General features: G+C 67.5%; 15 protein-coding genes and 1 pseudogene. 7 read left to right on the forward strand and 9 right to left on the reverse strand.

All coding sequences use genetic code 11. The annotated features are described in order from the left end of the window. Positions 1 to 19: 19 nt before the first annotated feature. The 5 genes from A3862_RS08635 to A3862_RS08655 all read right to left on the reverse strand — a co-directional run bounded on the left by A3862_RS08635 (position 20) and on the right by A3862_RS08655 (position 5,239). Complete coding sequence (locus A3862_RS08635; RefSeq protein WP_205782333.1) at positions 20 to 979, reverse strand: polysaccharide pyruvyl transferase family protein; 960 nt, start codon at positions 977 to 979, stop codon at positions 20 to 22. Between the two features lie 95 nt (positions 980 to 1,074). Next, the gene (locus A3862_RS08640; protein ID WP_100794033.1) at positions 1,075 to 1,980 is read right to left on the reverse strand and encodes a glycosyltransferase family 8 protein; all 906 of its coding nucleotides are present in this window, start codon (positions 1,978 to 1,980) and stop codon (positions 1,075 to 1,077) included. 69 nt (positions 1,981 to 2,049) lie between these two features. Beyond that, positions 2,050 to 3,099, reverse strand: a complete 1,050-nt coding sequence (locus tag A3862_RS08645) for a glycosyltransferase family 2 protein (protein WP_053609331.1) — start codon at positions 3,097 to 3,099, stop codon at positions 2,050 to 2,052. Between the two features lie 23 nt (positions 3,100 to 3,122). Continuing rightward, positions 3,123 to 4,343 (reverse strand): ABC transporter ATP-binding protein, encoded by a 1,221-nt coding sequence (locus A3862_RS08650; protein ID WP_043355139.1) that lies wholly within the window; start codon positions 4,341 to 4,343, stop codon positions 3,123 to 3,125. Next, entirely contained in the window at positions 4,343 to 5,239 is an 897-nt protein-coding gene (locus A3862_RS08655) for an ABC transporter permease (RefSeq protein ID WP_043355138.1), read from the reverse strand. The genes A3862_RS08650 and A3862_RS08655 overlap by 1 nt, the downstream gene beginning before the upstream one ends. Positions 5,240 to 5,540: 301 nt before the next feature. On the opposite strand from A3862_RS08655, the gene A3862_RS08660 reads away from it, so the two are divergent. The 4 genes from A3862_RS08660 (at position 5,541) to A3862_RS08675 (ending at position 11,128) form a co-directional block, all read left to right on the forward strand. Further along, positions 5,541 to 6,620 carry a glycosyltransferase family 2 protein gene (locus A3862_RS08660; RefSeq protein WP_111473518.1) on the forward strand — a complete coding sequence of 360 codons (1,080 nt, stop codon included), beginning with the start codon at positions 5,541 to 5,543 and terminating at the stop codon, positions 6,618 to 6,620. Between the two features lie 243 nt (positions 6,621 to 6,863). Then, positions 6,864 to 8,375 (forward strand): 2,3-bisphosphoglycerate-independent phosphoglycerate mutase, encoded by a 1,512-nt coding sequence (gene gpmI / locus A3862_RS08665; protein ID WP_111474322.1) that lies wholly within the window; start codon positions 6,864 to 6,866, stop codon positions 8,373 to 8,375. A 133-nt stretch (positions 8,376 to 8,508) separates the two neighbouring features. Next, positions 8,509 to 9,924: a lipopolysaccharide biosynthesis protein gene (locus A3862_RS08670; protein ID WP_053609334.1), complete on the forward strand. Its 1,416-nt coding sequence runs from the start codon at positions 8,509 to 8,511 to the stop codon at positions 9,922 to 9,924. Positions 9,925 to 9,934: 10 nt separating this feature from the next. Then, positions 9,935 to 11,128 (forward strand): GNAT family N-acetyltransferase, encoded by a 1,194-nt coding sequence (locus A3862_RS08675; RefSeq protein WP_111473519.1) that lies wholly within the window; start codon positions 9,935 to 9,937, stop codon positions 11,126 to 11,128. On the opposite strand, the gene A3862_RS08680 is transcribed toward A3862_RS08675, so the two are convergent. The 4 genes from A3862_RS08680 to A3862_RS08695 all read right to left on the reverse strand — a co-directional run bounded on the left by A3862_RS08680 (position 11,064) and on the right by A3862_RS08695 (position 14,956). Then, positions 11,064 to 11,420 carry a hypothetical protein gene (locus tag A3862_RS08680; protein ID WP_043379198.1) on the reverse strand — a complete coding sequence of 119 codons (357 nt, stop codon included), beginning with the start codon at positions 11,418 to 11,420 and terminating at the stop codon, positions 11,064 to 11,066. The two genes, A3862_RS08675 and A3862_RS08680, sit on opposite strands and share 65 nt — an antisense overlap. Before the next feature lie 18 nt (positions 11,421 to 11,438). Continuing rightward, positions 11,439 to 11,666, reverse strand: coding sequence for a hypothetical protein (locus A3862_RS08685; RefSeq protein ID WP_020091174.1), 228 nt, complete (start codon positions 11,664 to 11,666; stop codon positions 11,439 to 11,441). Positions 11,667 to 11,833: 167 nt separating this feature from the next. After that, a complete protein-coding gene (locus A3862_RS08690) occupies positions 11,834 to 12,835 on the reverse strand; it encodes a helix-turn-helix domain-containing protein (RefSeq protein WP_052083704.1) in 1,002 nt (333 codons plus the stop codon). A gap of 693 nt (positions 12,836 to 13,528) precedes the next feature. Next, positions 13,529 to 14,956 carry a protein adenylyltransferase SelO gene (locus A3862_RS08695; protein ID WP_043759807.1) on the reverse strand — a complete coding sequence of 476 codons (1,428 nt, stop codon included), beginning with the start codon at positions 14,954 to 14,956 and terminating at the stop codon, positions 13,529 to 13,531. A gap of 1,102 nt (positions 14,957 to 16,058) precedes the next feature. Here A3862_RS08695 and A3862_RS31040 point away from each other — a divergent pair. From A3862_RS31040 to A3862_RS08700, 3 genes and pseudogenes are all read left to right on the forward strand, one after another. Continuing rightward, positions 16,059 to 16,286, forward strand: a complete 228-nt coding sequence (locus tag A3862_RS31040; protein WP_124262959.1) for a hypothetical protein — start codon at positions 16,059 to 16,061, stop codon at positions 16,284 to 16,286. 132 nt (positions 16,287 to 16,418) lie between these two features. Continuing rightward, positions 16,419 to 16,559 (forward strand): annotated as a pseudogene (locus tag A3862_RS32010) (IS3 family transposase); the annotation flags it as partial. Positions 16,560 to 16,865: 306 nt separating this feature from the next. Continuing rightward, complete coding sequence (locus A3862_RS08700) at positions 16,866 to 17,825, forward strand: helix-turn-helix domain-containing protein (protein WP_043759806.1); 960 nt, start codon at positions 16,866 to 16,868, stop codon at positions 17,823 to 17,825. Positions 17,826 to 18,086 lie beyond the last annotated feature (261 nt).

Here is an 18,086-nt window from a genome sequence, read left to right on the forward strand (position 1 = left end):
ATCGCCCCCGCGGCCGCCCTCACGCCGTCAAGCGCATCGACCGCATCGACGCGGAACGGGCCGAAGCCGGTGCCCGCCCGGTCGCGCGCAGGCCCGAACCGCCGCGGGACCGAACGAACCGATCTATGGCAGAGGCGACTCCGTCGACGGCCGCATCCAGCCGGGTGTCGCGGCTCATCTGCGGCTCCGCATGCGACAGCTGCTGCAGACGCTTCGCGGCGATCCAGGTCAGCATCTGATTGACGGGCTTGAGAGTCGGCATCGTGCTCGAACGCGCCGCGCGCCAGACTTCGGCGTTGGGCCAAACGGCGTGATACATCTCGCGGATGTTGCTCGGCAGCAAGGCATGCGGGCGCAGGTCGATCTCGAGGGACTCGGACCAGTCCCGCCACTTCATGCGATGCGAGTGATGGAGCGGCTTGGCGGCGATCCAGGGCGTGCGGAGGGCATCGGCGACGATGGCGCCGTGCATCGCCTCGGTGATGAGGAGCCTGGCGCCCCTGATCTGGGACAGGATCCGCCCGACATCGTCCCGGGGATCGATCAGCGTGACGCCCGCCATCCGGCAGGCCACCTGCCAGAAGCCACGCTCCAGGCTTTCGTAATGCGGCATGAAGGCGACCGTGATGCCCGACGCGGCCTCCGGCAGCGGCAGCAGGCGCAGCAGGACGGCTGGATCGCAGATCGCCCGCTCCGCCGGGAGGCCGAGGCGCCGCGCGGTCCCGGGGCCACGGACGAACAGGACGTCCCAGGATCCGTCATGCACGTCCGGCATCGCCGAATAGCCGCCGTAGCCGGACCCGATAACGTATTTTCTTGCCGATCTCGGGTAGATGTCTTGGATGATCGAGCCGATCCCGAGGAACAGCGCCTCCTCGCGATCATCCAGAAAGCCGTCCGGAAGCATCGCGCTCCAGACCAGCGGGTTGAGTTCATCCCCGAAGTTCGGCGGATCGCCGGCAAAGTAGGTCAGCTTCATGTCGGGCGCCGTGGCGTGTCGGGGTTCGACCGGGGCCGCGTCGGCGCGTTCGGCGCCGGCACGCTTCCGAGAAACTCAGGAGAAGGCCGGCTTCGCTATTGGAGGCCGAGGTTCCATCTGCAGAAGCATCTGAAATTCCACAGCAGCCAGCGCAGACGCCATTTGAGCCGGGTCTTGAAGCCGATGCCCGCATTGCGCAGGAGGCTCAGGCCGAACTCGGCACCGCGCAGCTCCTTCAGGTAAAGCCACGCCAGAGGATGCCATTCGTCGCGGCGCCAGGGTTTGGTCGCGTCGGTGAAGTGGATGATCTTCGGCCGCGGGGCGCTCCGGGTCAGGGCGGTCCACGTTGCGAACTTCTCGTAGAGGAAATTGCGCTGGAAGTTCCAGTCCGGTGGAATGCTGGTCCAGCGGTTCCAGAAGCTGATGTTCAACGCATCCTGATCGTCGTAATCGTAGACGTTGCTTGCAAGGAGCGCGATCGTGTGGTCGAAGCTCTGGTCCGCTCTGAGTTTCTGGACATCCAGCAGGAGCACGCCCGCGTTGAAGTATCGGCCCTGGGCCGGCAGGCCGTACCGCGCGGCGAAGTCGCGCGGGTTGAGGCCGGCATCGACCACGGCTCCGAGCGCATGGGCGCCGAGGTCGAAGTCCCAGAGTTCGGCGATGTCGCTTTGAAGGATGAGATCGGAATCGAGATAGATCGCACGACTGACGTCAGGCGGCATAAATCGCGGGATCATCAACCGGAAATACGTCGCCCGACTCATGCTCGGGCGATGGGCGTCGAACCCGAGCAGGACCGGATCGCAGATCTGAATCCACTCGATCGTGGCGCGCCGGGTCGAAACCTGGGCTCGGCTGGCCGCGTCGATGCCGTCATGGAAGACGAAAAACCGCAGCGGGTTGCGTTCGTTTCGTGTCTCGATCGAGCGCATGACCACACGAAGTTGTGGGATGTACGACTGATCGATGCCGAATGCGACGTTTATGACGGGCCTCTGCACGTCGTCCTCCGCTCGATTGCACCTGTGCTGACATGCGGCGCCGAGAAGGCACCGTCCGCGACAGGATGTTCAGGCGGGCCACCAGCCGGTGACCTCGCCATGGTTCGTCCAGTCGAGACGACACTCCCGGATCGACCTTCCGTTCGATCGGTGCAGCTGCCTGCGGAAGGTATGGAGCGCCGGACGACCGATCACCCGCTTCAGGGCGAGCTTCCACCAGTCGCGCCGCAGGAGCAGGTGCGGATCGAACTCCGCTGCAGCTGCGAGGATCTCCTTCCAGTCGTCGTCGTGATGCAGGGTGAAGGAGTTGCTCGCCGTGATCAGGAGTTCGCGTCCGATCCGCCGCTGCATCGCGGCCACCCATCCCTGAAGCTCGGGGATCCTGTCTCCCTGCTCCTGCAGGATGACGCGGCAGGTTTCCATCTGCTCACGGCGATCGCTGATCGCCTGTGCATAGTAATGAGAACTCATGTTCTGATTATGCCAGCGGTAATAGGCCTGCTTTGCATTCAGGATGACCACGGGCCCATGGCACGCGAAGCGCATCCACATCTCCATGTCGGAGGTGTGCCGCATCTTCGGATTGTAGCCGCCGAGACGGTGCTGGACGGATGTGCGGACGATCACGACCGGGGATGCGAACTGGTTTCCGAAGTCGCAGAAGCGCTTGATGAACGTGCGCCCCGGGACGAGCCGGCATTCCGGGTCCGACGCGTCGGCGACGGCCACCGGCTCCACGTCGCCGGCCTGGGACACCGCCATCCCGCAGACGAGCCCCGCTTCGGGATGCCGGTTCAGCGCCTGCGCCGCGCGGGCGAGCGCCCCGGGCGTCAGCATGTCGTCGGCCGAAAGCAGCAGCGTGTAGTCGGCCGTGGCCCAGTCGATGATTCCTTCGTTGAAGGTCTTGATGTGTCCCTGGTTGACCGTGTGGCGCCGATAGGTGACGCGGGCATCCTCCCGGGCCAGGGCCCGTCCCACCTCTTCGGATGAGTCGTTCGACATGTCGTCGATGATGAGAATCCGGACGTCCACATCGCGCTGCGTCAGGATACTGTCGACGCATGCGCGGAGGTAGCGGCCGTAATTGTAGCAGGGGACGACGACATCGACCGTGCTCATGGTTCTTTGCCTTCCCGATAAGTCTACCTGCCGAAGGTCCAGTGACCTTCTTCGTGGAAGATGCCGAAGATGTACGGATCGAGATCCGGGTGCTGAACGTGGAACCGGGCGCCGATCTTGGCGTCGGCGATCGTGTCGAAGCCCTTGCGGCGCACGGAGATCGACACCCGGTAATCGTCCGCGGTGAGCCGGAGCGGCGGTGTCAGCAGCTCGATCGTCCCCGTACCGGCGATCACCGGCACCGGTGCCGCGTCGAGCAGCGTGCTGAACGTGCAGCAATGGGTCTCGTCGGCGCGGGTGAAGGAGCAGGAGACGTTCGCGTCGTGGATCGGCAGATCGGCCGCATACCGCATGCGGATCCGCATCCGCTCGCCGTGGGAGAAGACCGTCTTGCCCTCTCCGGCCGCGTCGAAGATCTCGACGCCGGTGATCCGGAAGTCCTGGCTCGACTGTTCGGGTCTGTACCACGAGGGATGGGACAGGTAGCTGTCCTGCTCGTAGATTTTGAGGCCCGCATCCACGGGCCCGTCATAGGCCACCGTCCCGTTCTTGATGTAGATCACGCGCTTGCACATCGTCTTCACGCTGAACATGTTGTGCGACACGATCAGGATGGTGGCGCCGCTCGCTTGCAGGCGATGGGCGAAGTCCATGCATTTTCTCTGGAAGGCGTAGTCTCCGACGGCCAGGACTTCATCCAAGAGCAGGATGTCGGGCTCGAGATGGGCCGCGACCGAGAAGGCCAGCCGGACATACATGCCGCTCGAGTAGCGTTTGACCGGCGTGTCGATGAAGTCTCCGATCTCCGAGAACGCGACGATCGCGTCGAACTTGTCGGCGATCTCCTGCCGGCCCATGCCCAGGATCGAGCCGTACAGGAAGATGTTCTCCCGGCCGGTCAGCTCTCTGTGGAAGCCGGTGCCGACCTCGAGCAGGGCACCGACCCGACCCTCGAGGCGGATGCGGCCGGTGGTGGGGGCGGCGATCCGTGAGAGCAGCTTGAGGAGCGTGCTCTTGCCGGCGCCGTTCAGGCCGATGATGCCGACATTCTCACCGTGCTTGATGCCGAAGCTGACGTCCCTGAGCGCCCAGAAGGATTCCCGTGCCGGGCGCGCCTCGGAGCGGCGGGACAAGAGGCCCCGGACGCCCTCGCTGAGGGCGTCGCGCAGGGAGTTCTGGTGCGCGGCCCGCGGCGCGCGCCAGTACTGCTTGCCGATATCTTGTACGCTGATTGCCATCGACATCAGATTACATCCGCGAAGGAGCGCTCCATGCGCTGGAAGAAGATCAGTCCGCTGACGAGCAGGACGAACGCTGCCGTGACCGAGACCGTGATCGCGAAGGCGTCGGGCGGCGTCCCGCCGAGGACGGCGAACCGGAACGCCTCGATCAGGCCGACCATGGGATTGAGTGCGTAGAGCCAGCGCACCGAGGCGGGCACGATGCTCGACGCGTAGACGATCGGCGAGGCGTACATCCAGATCTGGATCAGGAACGGCAGCGTGTGCTTGACGTCCCGGAAGCGGACATTGATCGGGCCGAGCCACAAACTCACGCCGAGGGCGAGCATCGCCGTGACGATCAGGGTCGGGACGGCCAGCACGAGGTGCCAGTCCGGCACCACGCCGTACCAGACCATCAGGGCCAGCATGACGGCCAGCGCGATGGCGAAGTCGACCATCGGCGAGATCACCGTGGCGAGCGGGATGACCAGCCGCGGGAAGTAGATCTTGCGGATGAGTTCGGCCTCCGCCACGAGGCCGTTGGCGCTGCGCCGGACCGCTTCGGCGAAGTAGGTCCACAGGACGACCGCGCTGCCCGCGAACAGCGCGTAGGGCGCGCCGTCGGTGGGGATCTTGGCGAAGTGGCCGAAGATCACGGTGAAGATCAGGACGGTGAAGAGCGGCTGTGCGATCGCCCAGCAGGCGCCGAGGGCGGTCTGACGATAGAGGACCTTCAGGTCCCGCAGGATCAGGACGCGCAAGAGACCGCGATACTGCCAGAGGCCCACGGCGTCGAAGGCGATGATCCGGTCGTCGGGCGCAATCTCGGTGACCCGCAGCGTCGACGGATCGCCCCGCTGTTCGGTCAGCCCGCATTCCGACGGGCCGAGGGCAAGCGCATCCAAAGATTTCATCATTCGAGGGGGTCCCGCATGACGCTTCGAGCCCGTGATCGAGCTCGCGGGATCCGGTTCGAATCGACTGTCGAGCCGTCCGGCTGTCCCGCCGGAACGGGCTATCATTGCGGTGGGGCGGTCAGAATTACACCTTTCGTCGTATCGGTGCGGCCAACCGAAGTGGTGGTTGTGATCAATGCCCGTAATCGCGGCCAATCACGGCAGATGAGCCCTCGGATGCGGGACCGTCGGCGTCCGCTTCCCTCCGGAACGGCCGGCCCGGATCCGCCGACCACCGGGGCCCGGTGTCGGGAGAGCCCCCATGAGATCACCCACGAGAACCCCCGCGCGCGCCGCCGGTGCTCCGCTCGTGACGATCGCCATGCCGGCCCTCGACGAGGCCGGCCACATCGCCGAGGCCATCGCGTCCGTTCTGCCCGACCGGGATGCGGTCGCCTGCGAATTGCTGGTGTTGGATGGCGGCAGCCGCGATGGCACCTGCGCGATCGTCTCCGCCCTGAGCGCCGGGGATCCGCGGATCCGGCTCGTCCACAACGAGCGCCGGATCCAGGCGGCGGCCCTCAACCTCGCGGCACGGCTGGCGCATCCCGCCTCCGCCTACCTGGTCCGCGCCGATTGCCACGCCGTCTATCCGGAGGGGTTCGTGCAGAACCTCGTCGGCACGATGCAGCTGCGGGAAGCCGTCTCGGTGGTCGTGCCGCTCCGGACCGTCGGGGTCACGCCGCTGCAGCGGGCCATCGCGGCGGCGCAGAACAGCCGCCTCGGCAACGGCGGCTCGGCCCACCGGCAGGGCGGCATCTCGGGCTACGTCGCCCACGGCCACCACGCGGCCTTCGACCGGCGGGCGTTCCTGCGGGTGGGCGGCTACGACGAGACCTTCACCCACAACGAGGATGCCGAGCTCGACCGGCGGCTCTGCGCGGCGGGCGGGCGGATCTACCTCGCCGCCGACCTCGCGATCACGTATTTTCCCCGCGCGCGCTTCGGCAGCCTCGCGCGGCAATACCGTCAGTACGGTCGCGGCTGCGCGCGGACCCTCGAGAAGCACGCCAGCCTGCCGCGCGCCCGCCAGATGCTGCCGGCCCTGGTTCTGCTCTACGCCGTCGCGGCCCTGCCCCTGGCGGCCCTGATGCCCGCCCTGCTGATCCCGCTGCTGCTCTACGCCGGAGCCTGCGGCCTGTGCGGCCTCGCCCTGGCCCTCAAGGCGCGGGACCCCGTCCTGCTCCTGAGCGGACCGGCGGCGGTGGCCATGCATCTGTGCTGGGCGGCGGGGTTCCTGTCCCATCCGGGCTACTGGCGGACCGTCCTCCGGGCCGCCCTGCGCCGCAAGCGGCCCGGGCTCGGCGTCCCGCCGGGATCCGACGCGGCGCGCGTCAACTGACCGGTTGACGCCGGGCCGGTGCCGCGCCTGGCGATGGGCTGGGCGCGGCCCTGCCATGTCAGAAGCCCGACGCTCTCTCGCATCCGTCGCCCATTCGCCCATTGGGGCGGTGGCCTCACGGGGCCAAGGCGATTATCGACACGCGCAACGATCCGGCCGCGCAGGGCCCGGAGACCGGCCGCGCCCCGCGTGCGGCAGCGCAGGAGAGTTGTGACCGTGCCCGACAGTACGCCGCGTCCCGTGATGCTCGTGATCCTCGACGGCTGGGGTCTGCGGGACGCGGTGGCCGACAACGCCGTCCACCAAGCCAAGACCCCGGTCTTCGACGCGCTGATGCAGGCGCATCCCCGGGCGCAGCTGAAAACCTTCGGCGCCGATGTCGGCCTCCCCGCGGGGCAGATGGGCAATTCCGAGGTTGGGCATCTCAATATCGGGGCGGGCCGCGTGGTCCTGCAGGACCTGCCGCGGATCGACTCCGCCGTCGCCGACGGTTCGCTCGCCCAAAATCCGGCGCTGATCCGGTTCATCGAGACCCTTTGCGCATCGGGGGGCACCTGCCACCTCGTCGGCCTGCTCTCGCCCGGCGGCGTCCACGCCCATCAGGACCACGCCGTGGCGCTGGCGCGGTTGCTGGTCGCGGCGGGGATCCCGGTCCGTCTCCATGGCTTCACCGACGGGCGCGACATGCCGCCCCGCTCCGCGGCCACCTGCATCGCCGATGTGGCGGCCACCCTGCCCAAGGGCGCGCGCATCGCCACCCTGTGCGGCCGCTATTTCGGGATGGACCGCGACCGGCGCTGGGAGCGGGTCCAGACGGCCTACGACGCCCTCACGGAGGCGCGCGGGACCCGGTTCGAGCGGGCCGGGCAGGCGGTCGCCGCGTCCTACGCGCAGGACGTGTCGGACGAGTTCATGCGGCCCGCGATCATCGGCGACTATGCCGGCATGCGGGACGGCGACGGCCTGCTGTGCTTCAACTTCCGCGCCGACCGGACCCGGCAGATCCTGGAGGCGCTCCTCGACCCGGCCTTCGCGGGATTCGAACGCACGCGGACGGTCCGGTTCGCCGCCGCGCTGGGGATCGTCCAGTACAGCGTCGAGATCGACGCCTTCGCCGAGACCCTGTTCGGCCCTCTCGACCTGCCCAACGGCCTCGGCGAGACCGTGGCCCGGGCCGGCCGCACGCAGTTGCGCATGGCCGAGACCGAGAAGTACCCGCACGTCACCTACTTCATGAACGGCGGCCGCGAGGACCCGTTCGCGGGGCAGGACGCGGTCCTCGTGCCCTCGCCCAAGGTCGCAACCTACGACCTGCAGCCGGAGATGTCGGCGCCGGAACTCACCGATCGCGCCGTGGAGGCGATCGGCTCCGGGCGCTACGACCTCATCATCCTGAACTTCGCCAATCCCGACATGGTCGGCCATACCGGCAGTCTCGCGGCCGCCGTGAAGGCGGTAGAGACCGTCGACACCTGCCTCGGCCGCGTGGTCGAGGCGGTGACGGCGCAGGGCGGGGCGCTGCTGGTGACCGCCGACCATGGCAATTGCGAGATGATGCGCGATCCCGAGACCGGGGAGCCCCACACCGCCCACACCCTCAACCCGGTGCCGGCCCTGCTCATCGGCGTCGACGGCGTGTCCCTGGCCGACGGCCGCCTGGCGGATGTGGCGCCCACCCTCCTCGACCTGATGGGGCTCGACCAGCCGGCCGAGATGACCGGCGCGTCGCTGATCCGGAAGCGGGGCGCGGGCTGAGGGCCGGGGCCGGCGGCACGCCGCCTGCACGGCCCGGGCTGTCATGTCCGCCGTCCCTGCGTTACGTCCCGCCACGAAGCCGGTCTGTCCCAGCGTGGTGCGAGGTCGTGGTGCGTGTGACCGGTTCTAGGACATGATCGCCCGACACAGCCTGATCTATGTCGGCTCCCGGGGCTTCGCGGCAGCCCTGAACATGGCCTCCGTGGCGGTGTTCACGCGGCTCGCGCCGGTGGAGAGCTACGGCACCTACCTCTACGTCCTGTCCTGGTCGCTGGTGCTCTACGGGGCGACCTGCCAGTGGCCGAAATTCGCGTTCTTCGCCCTCTACGACGAGGCGCGCGAGCCCGCGCAGGTCGGCACCGTGGTGCGGATCCTGGGCGGCACGCTGCTGCTCGCGGGGCTCGGGAGCGCGCTGGCCGCCGGCCTCGGGCTGATGTCGGCGCGGATGGCGGCCGCGATCCTGGCGCTCGCCTTCGGGAGCACCCTGTTCGAGGGCTCCACCGAGATCGCCCGGACGCGCCTCCGGGCCGGGGCGGTGGCAGCCTCGGTGATGAGCCGGGCCGTCCTGATCCTCGCCCTCGGCAGCCTCGCGCTGCATCTCTCGCAGGATCCGCTGCATCTCGCCTTCGCGGTGGCGGCCGCCAACGTCCTGGCCTCGCTCCCCGCCGCCGCCACGATCGCGCCGATGATGCCCGGCCGCGGCAGCCGGGCCGAGGCCCTGCGGCTCTTCGCCTATGGCTGGCCGCTGGTCCTGTCCTTCGGGACGGCGGCGCTCGCCCAGAGCCTCGACCGGCTGATCATCGCCAAGACGGTGGGGCCAGCGGGGCTCGGCGCCTACGGGGCGCTGGCCGACTTCCTGAAGCAGAGTTTCATCGTGTTCGGCGAGGCGATCGCCCTGTCGCTGATCTCCATCGCCAAGCGCGAGGCGCGGGCGGGCGGGATGGCGGCGGCCTCCGGGGTGCTGCGCGACGCCGCCCGGGCCATGACGCTGGTCGCCGCCTTCGGGGCGGTGTTCTTCCTGTGCTTCGACGATCTGGTCGTGGCGGTGCTGCTCGGGCCCGCCTACCGGGCGGAGGCGCGGGAGCTCGCGCCGGTCCTGATCCTGGCCTCCATCCTGATGATGTTCCGCGCCTATTATTTCGGGCAGGTGATCTACTTCACCCGCTCCAGCGGCCTGGAGGCCGCCGCCGCCTTCGCGACCCTCGCCGCGGTCGCCGCCCTGTCGCTCCTGCTGATCCCGCGGTTCGGTGCCGCCGGGGCGGCCCTCGCCTTCGCGGGCGGCCAGAGCGCGGCCTGCCTCGTGCTGGTGCTCGGCGCCCGCCGGGCCGGCACGACGATGCCGCTGCCCCTCGCCGACATGGCGGGGATCGCCGGGATCGCGCTCGCCTGCGGCGCGGTGAATGCCGGCATCGCCCTGGTCCCGGGCGGGCTGATGCCGCCGGGGCAGGCCCTGCGCCTGGTCCTGCTCGCCGTCGCCGCCGGCATGACGGCATGGCGCTACGACGTGCTCGGCTTCGCCGGCGCGATCCGCCACCGGCTCGCGGCCTGACGGTCCCGCCATGGCAGACATCGCCGCGCTACCGGGGGGGTTCGTGGCGGCGGTCCGGCCCCTCGATCCCCGAGCCCCCTGGATCCCGGCCTGGCGGGCGCTGGGCGCGGCGTCGCTCATCCGAAACCCGTTCTACGAGGCCGGCTACGCCCTGGCTGCCCGCGACGCCTTCGGGGCGGGCGTCCGGCTCCTCCTCGTCGCCGACCGGCCGCCGGAGGCGCCGGGGGCCCGGCTCGTCGCCGTCTGGCCGTTCCGGCTGTCGCGGCGGCGCTGGGGCCTGCCGCTGCCGCTGCTCATGGGCTGGACCCACGGCTACGCCCCGTTCGGCGCGCCGCTCCTCGACGGCGCCGATCCACAGGCCGCCCTCGCGGGGCTGCTCGCCGCGCCGGGCGTGCTCGGCCTGCCGCCGCGGCTCCTCCTGCCGAACGCCCCCGCCGACGGCCCCCTGCCGGACCTCCTCACCGCGCAGGGCGGACGCCGGGCCGCCTACTGGCCGCATGACCGCGGCCTGCTCGATCTGACCGGGTTCGGGCCGGAGGCGCGGAGCGGCTATCTCGGGCACCTCTCCGGTCAGCGCCGCCGCAAGCTGCGCCGCGCCCGCGCGCGCCTGGAGGCGGCGGGGCCCGTGACCTTCGAGATCCTCGCCGCGCCCGATGCCCTCGGCCCGGCCCTGGACGCCCACGTCGCCCTCGAGACCGCCGGCTGGAAGGGGCAGGCCGGGACGAGCCTGGCGCAGCGGCCGGCGGAGATCGCCTTCCTGCGCGCCGCCCTGGCCGATCTCGGCGCGGCGGATGGCGTGCGCATCGCCCGCCTGCGCCGGGGGGAGCAACTTCTGGCCTCCCTGATCCTGCCGGTCACCGGCCGGGAGGCCTGGGTGCTGAAAATCGCCAACGACGAGACCCGACCGGAGACCGCGCCGGGCGTCCAGCTCGTCCACCGGCTGACCGAGGCCCTGGCCGCGGGCGACTGGCCGATCGACCGGATCGATTCCTGCGCGCCGCCGGGCTTCGCCCTCGGCACCACCTTCTGGACGGAGCGCCGGCCGATCGCCCATCTCCTGGTCGAGGGGGGGCGCGATCCCCTGTTCCCGGTCGCCCGGACCCTGGAGCGCGCCCGGGAGCGCGTCGCCCGGGCGCGTGTCACCATCCGAAGCGGGCGATCTGCACCAGCCGTGCCCGCGTCGCCGCCGCGTCGCCGCCCATGACGGCGATCCGCCCGGACAGGTCGTAGCAGGCCGCGCAGAACGGCAGCTGCAGCAGCGTGTACCCATCGTCGCGCGCCCGGGCGACGGAGGCGATCAGGCAGGGCAGGACCGGCCCGTCCGCGGGCCCGGCGAGGCAATCGGCCCGGGGGCTGCCGAAGGCCGGGCGGTTCGGCCAGGTCAGCAGGAGCGTGGTGCCGCCCCGGCGGTCGGGGGCCGGCGGCAGGGTGTAGCTGCGCAGGAACAGCGCGCAGGCGGCGAGGAGCAGGAGCGGCAGGATCAGGGCTGTGCGCATCGACGGACTCCTCGCGCCTCAATCCCCCGCGTCGAAGCGCGTGCGATAGAACACCTCGCGGCCGGCACCGTCGATCACCCGGACGGCCTCGGCCGGCTCCCCCGACCGCTGCGGCACCCGGGCGCGGGCGAACAGGCGCAGAGCCCGCTCCTGCGCGCTCTCCAGGCTGCCGACCCGCACGGAGATCCGCGTCTGGATCTCGTCCGGTTCCGGTCCGAGGACTTCGATGTGGAAGGTCTCGCGCAAGGGCATCCGCCTGATCGAGGGGCATCCGGTTGCCGGATCGCGTAGTCCGGTCGCGGGCGGCCATAGCACGATCCGGCTTCCGGCGCCGGGGTCGCCGACCGCCCTCGGTCAACACGGTCTGCCGACGTTTCGGAACGCGACCCAGGGACGCGCCGGCGCCCTCGCGGTCAATCCAGCCCCGGAATGCGCGCCGGCCGCCCCCTGGGCCGCGCATCGGGCGTGTTCTGCCGGGATGCCAGCCGGAACTCCGTCGGCGTCAGGCCATGCCGCTCCTTGAAGCGTCGGGCGAAGTGGGCCTGGCTGGCGAAGCCGCTTCCGTAAGCCAGCATGCCGATCGGCAGGTGGGCGCAGGCGGGATCGGTCAGGCGCTTGGCCGCGAGCTCCAGGCGGCGCTCCCAGATGTAGTCTGAGATGTGCCGGCCACGCTCGTGGAACAATTCCTGAAGGCGGCGCAGCGACACGCCGACCGCGGCGGCGAGCTGTGGCGGGTCGAGGGTCTGATCGCTCAGGTTCGCCTCGATATAGGCCATGGCGCGCTGGACCGTGACGGTGCCGTGGGTGGAGCGCGGCACATTCTGCGCGAGACGCTCCGCGAGGCTCGCCACGATCAGGTCGATCCCGATCGACGCCATGCGCGCGGCCGCGTCGGGGGCGAGCCGGTCACCCAGCCGGACAAGATCTCGGAAATAGGTGCTCGCCAGGGTCGCGGAGGCGAGATCCGCGCCGACTGTGAGGGCACTGAACAGCCGGGACGGCCCCAGAACGGTTTCCAGGCGCTCGCGCGGCAGATCGAGCACCAGCGAACTGCTCGGCTCCGTCATGCAGACGGCCGGACGCGCATTGAGGACGACGAGATCGCCGGGCCGGGTCTTCGCCTCCTGGTCGCCTTGTTGGTAGCTGGCGTTCCCGGAAAGCCTCAGAATGGCATAGACGCGACTGTGCCGACCGTTCCGCCGGACCATGTCGGCTGTCGCTTCCGTCCGCAGGCTCGTGTGGGCGAAGTGCGAGATCGGCACCCCGCCGATATCGGTGACCTCGAGCTTGCCACGGAAGTGGCCGGCGTCATCGGTCTGCAACGCGACGGGTACCAAGCGTTCACAAACCATCTCCCGCCAACGCCGGAACGCGGCCTTGGGATGAACTTCATCGGTCGAGAAGAACGGTTGCATTCGTGTTTCAGGGCGAAGGCCGAACGGCCAATACAGTTCCTACACGGTCAATTTCCATTAGCCATAATTTGCGCGCGGTCAATGACGATAGATACCGCTTAAATAAAGCGAACGCATTGCGACAATAAAACAAAAGCATCGCGATAATATTATTAAAGCGAGATGTATTGCATATATTATTATAAATTGCCGTTCGATTAATTCCATCCGTATCTCAGATCGCCCCTCGTGTTGGACATAAGGAAGCGATTTTGTCCCTGTCTCGGCCTGACCCGCTGGTCGGCCTGAGAGATCGAGAAGGGTCACACGGTCCAGATCCGCGAAGGCCGCCGGACGGAGCGCCGCGCTGGCGGATTTCCAGTACAGGTACGGGAAGATCCCCACACGCCGGTCCCACTCCGGGATGGTGCGCGTTCGGAGAGAGCCGGCGAACCTGCAGCTTCGAGGAAGGACCGGACGCCTGTCTCGGCGCCAAGTCCAATTGCGCCCGGGCCGCCTACGGCTCTATCAGTCCTCACGCGTCAGGAGGCATAACCGGAGGAGGCCCTTGGATCCGCTCAAAGCCGCCGCAGCGACCCTGCTCTGCCTCGCTCTGTTCTGGCTGGCCTTCCGGCTGACCCGGCGCCTGGTCGATCTCGCCATCGCGGGGGGCTACGCCGAGGAGCGCCGGCGGCTCGCCGAGGAAGAGGCCGCTCAGGCCGAGGCGGGCGCCGTTCCGCAGGCCTCGGCCATCCGGGCCACCCCGGCGAGCTTCGCCGCGAACAGGGACCAGTCATCCGCCGCGGCGATCGGCGCCCACAACGCCTCCACCTCGTCGATCAGGAGCGTGCAGGGCGCCTCCGCGAAGTAAGGATGGTCGAGCCGCGCGCCCGGTGCGGGCGCCAGCGGTTCCAGCGCGGCCCGCACGGCCGTGAAGGCCTCGGACCGGTACTGCGCGGCGGCCGGTCCCGCCTCCGCCCGCCCGGCGCTCGCGAGCCCCCCGTACCAGTCGAAGAAGAACCGCTCGAAGGGCGCCCGCGTCTCGGCGAGGAACCGCCAGACCGCCGAGACCAGCCGGTCGGTCTCCGGCTGCGGCGCCGCGGCGAGGCCGAGGCGGCGGAACAGGGCTTCGGCGAAGGCCGCCTGCAGGGCCGGGCCGAAGCCGGAGAGGGCGGCTTCGAGGCGCGCCTGGGGGGCCAGCGTCAGCAGGCAGTCGGCGAGCCGGGCGAGATTCCAGAACAGGGCCTCGGGCTGACGGCCGAAGCTGTAGAGCCCGGTCTCGTCGAAATAGGCCGCGGTGAAGTCCCGGTCGAAATGCGGCAGGAAGCGCCAGGGCCCGTAATCGAAACTTTCGCCGGTGACGTTGATGTTGTCGCTGTTGAGCACGCCATGGACGAAGCCGGCCGCCGCCCATTGCGCGCCCATCCGGGCGACTTTGACCACCACATCCTCCAGGAAGGCGACGCCGCGATCCTCCAGGCCGGCCCGCCAGAGATCCGGCCTGTGGGTCTCGATCGTGTGGTCGAGGAGCCGGGCGACGTTGTCCGGTTCGCCGAGCGCCAGGACGCGCTGGAAGCTGCCGATCCGGATATGCCCGTGCGAGAGGCGCACCAGCACGGAGGAGCGGGCCGGCGAGGGCTCGTCGCCGCGCATGAGGTCCTCGCCGGTCTCGATCAGGCTGAAGCTCTTCGAGGTGTAGACGCCCTGTGCCTCCAGGAGCGCGGTGGCCAGCACCTCGCGCACGCCGCCCTTGAGGGTGAGCCGTCCATCGGCGCCGCGGGACCAGGGCGTGGTGCCGCTGCCCTTGGTGCCGAGGTCGAGCAGCCGCCCGTCCTCGAGGTCGTGCAGCTGCGCGAACAGGAAGCCGCGGCCGTCGCCGAGCTCCGGATTGTAGGAGCGGAACTGATGGCCGTGGTAGCGCAGGGCCAGGGGCGTCTCGAAGCTGCCGGGCAGCGGCTCGAACCGGCCGAAATGGGCGATCCACGCCGCCTCCGAAAGGCCGCCGAGGCCCACCCGCTCCGCCCAGGCCTGATTGCGGTAGCGCAGGATCGTCTGCGGGAAACGGGCCGGGGTGACCGGATCGAAGAAGGCGGGCCCGAGCTCGGCGTGGCGCCGGGAGGGCTTGAAGGCGGTGTCGTCCATGCGGCGCGTCTCTCGGGTCGGGCCGGGCGTGCCCCTCCCCTCACCAAGCCGGCGGAACGGGATCCGTTGCAGCATTCCGGTTCTTGCGCGCGGAACGAAGCAGGCCGGCGTCGCAGGCGGCCTCGGGCGTGGTGCTGTGGGCGTGCTTCGCTCTGCGCGCAGGGGCGGCCGGCACCAGGGCTGCCGTCGGCGCCCGTGCGTGTGAGCGCGATCCGCCTGGCCGTGCGACTGTCTAAAAGGAGTGGTCTCGTGGCGGTCTGCTACCGCGCGGACGGTCGAGGACGCAGACATTCGAGCTGTGGCAGCAGGGGTCGACAGTCGTGCGCTCGGCACCAGGAGCGCATCGCGCTGGATTGGACATGCCCCTGCCCGATCGATCGTAAGCGAGACCGCTTTTCCGAGGTCTGACGAGCCGACACGATCCCCCGACAGCATGGGGGCCGGATTGGGGTGATCCAGCCTGCCTGTCTGGCACGCGTCGGAGGAGCCCTCGTTTTATGGACACGGTCCGGCGCCGATATGAGACGACGCGGTGGGTCGGTCTACAGAATGTCCGGGTCCTTCAAGCGCGAAACGGCCCGCGCAGGCGCCCCGCAGCGCCAGCGCTCCTTCAAGGCAGGTCAATCCCGGAATGACCGCGATTGTTCGATGCGGCCTTGCGACGGGACGAACGATTTAAGGCTTATCGGGGATCTCAAACTATTTTATCATCCTCGCGATGTAGGATGTGATCAGATATATCTATAAATATCATGCTCGGCGCGCCAATGAAGAGCAGGTCTATTGCATAGATGCGCATCTAAGACTGAAATTACGAGACACCCCATCTCGCCGTCGAATCTCTAAAAGAGCTATTGTTTATCGAATGAAGAAGATAAAAATTAATCATAGCCCGAGCGTGTGATCTGTCACTTTAAGTCGGTCAAAATCAATTTATGAGTTGATGCCATAACCGCTAGTGGATGGCGGGCATGCGGTGGGATGTAAGTTTTTGGAATCCATACGAGCCCTCCGCCCTACGCCCGTTCGACCAGATATTTTTGTGACCCTCTATCTTCAGCAGGACAATCGAAAATCCTGCGCGCGCCAAGGAGTCTGTTCAATGCGTATGATCAAAGGTTTTATAAGAATTTGGCTCGTCGTGTCCGCTGCTGCCGCTTCAGTACTGCTGGTGTATGTCGTGAACCAGTCCGCCCCGGCCTGGGTAACCGCTGTTCTGCTGTCCCCTTTGTTTTTGATACCCATAACGCAAACCGATGAATTTCTGGCGCCCGTCATAAATTGGGTCAGGCGCGGGTTTCACGGCAATCCTTCCGACAACCCGCATTGACCAAGTAAAAAATTTCCAAAACTTGTTGCGCATTGGGGTAATTGGAATTTGATTTTGCGACCGTGAATAAATTATTGCGGCCAACAGTATATTCTATGAAGAGTGCGGATTGCGAACGACGCCGGCAGGCGGTGGCGGGATACCGACAACCGCGTCCGGCCGCATTCGTCCTCGGGCTACCGACCACCTGCGCCTGTCACCGTCCCGGATCTGGCCTTCCGGCTTCCCATGGCCCCGGCCCTGCAGCAGCCTCTCAATCAGCCTGGTCAATAATACTGGTCAACTCAGCGTCTATCGCACAATTAGATCGTATCTTCTAACAGTTCACGTTTAATGGAGATCACTTTTAGCGCTTAATAAAAGTCTTTAGTTTATAAAACTATTGACCGACCGCCTCACAACCTCAGCGATCATAGAAAAGGTATATTTGCCGATAACTCACTCTTAGATTTGTTTTTGGCTGAGATTTGTTAGATTTTGACATTACGCCATTTCCATACCATAAGCCACATTGCATCAGAGTTCGTCGAGAATTCATGCATTACTAGTGATGGTATATTTAAATATAGACAAAAATACATGCGGACACTATTTTCAACGGAGAAATTTCATCCTCGCGACAGATTTAGAAGCTGGCGCGATGCCATGTCTGACATGCGCGTGCCGGCCGAGCAGAAGCGCCTGACCGACGATCCATTCGATGCCAAGATAGAAGTTGCTACCGTCGGCTCGATCGAAGCGATACGCACCTCCCATGGCGCTTTACGCGCTGAGGCGACGCCCGACCTGGTCAGGAATCATGGCCAGGAGAATGCTGTCGGAATATTCTTCCGGCAGGCAGGAATTGCAAAGACCGGTCAATCCGACAGGACCTCGGTGCAACGGCCCGGCGATCTCATGGTGCTCGACTGTCGTCCGGCGGCGCAGGAATACAGCTCGGGCAGCCAGATGCTCACCCTCCACATCCCCCGCGAGCGGCTCGAGTCTGTCCTCGGTCCAGCTCGGCTCTACAGCGGGCTGACCATCGGTGCAGACCTCGGCAGCACCGCCTTGGCGACAGGCTTCCTCACTGAGCTGATGCGTGTCAGTGATAGCCTCACCCCGGCCGTGGCAGACCGCATGTCGGCCATCGGCATCGACCTGATCGCGGCCAGCATCGCCGAGCGCTTGGCACAGGAGGTGTCTCGCCCCTTGCATGAAACAGTCACGGTCCAGCGCGCCAAGACCTATGTCGAGGCTAATCTGGGTGACCCCGACTTCGGACCTCCTGAACTCGCCGCGGCTGTCGGCGTCTCGCTGCGCCGGCTACAGGAGATGTTTCATGAACGTGGCAGGCACGTGTCCGACTACATCTGGGAGCGCCGTCTTCTGAGGGCCGGGCACCAGCTGAGCAATATCGAGCATGGCCATCTGCCGATCGGCACAGTCGCGTATAGCTGCGGCTTCTCCAGCCAGGCCCACTTCTCCCGCCGCTTCAAAGCGCATCACGGCATGACGCCGAGCGAGTTCCGGCAGGCTGCTCTTGAGGTGGCCCGGTAAGGGCCCTCATCCGTTGACGATCCGGTCCTGGGTGGCGGTGGGAGCATCCCCGGCGCGCAGGTCGGGAAGGTCCGGTAGGCGCGATTCTCTGAACATGGAAAACCCGACGCGTTACTCCGACGCACACGGATGCGTCTCCAGCGGCTCGACGAGGGCTCGCCCAAAGGTCGGGAAAACGGTCGTCTTTCGAAGATGCAGTCGGATAGGACAATGTCGGCTTGGGGTGACGGCTGTGCGGGAACGCGTTTTGGTGTGTCGGTA

The organism is Methylobacterium sp. XJLW (assembly GCF_003254375.1).
GTDB lineage: Bacteria > Pseudomonadota > Alphaproteobacteria > Rhizobiales > Beijerinckiaceae > Methylobacterium > Methylobacterium fujisawaense.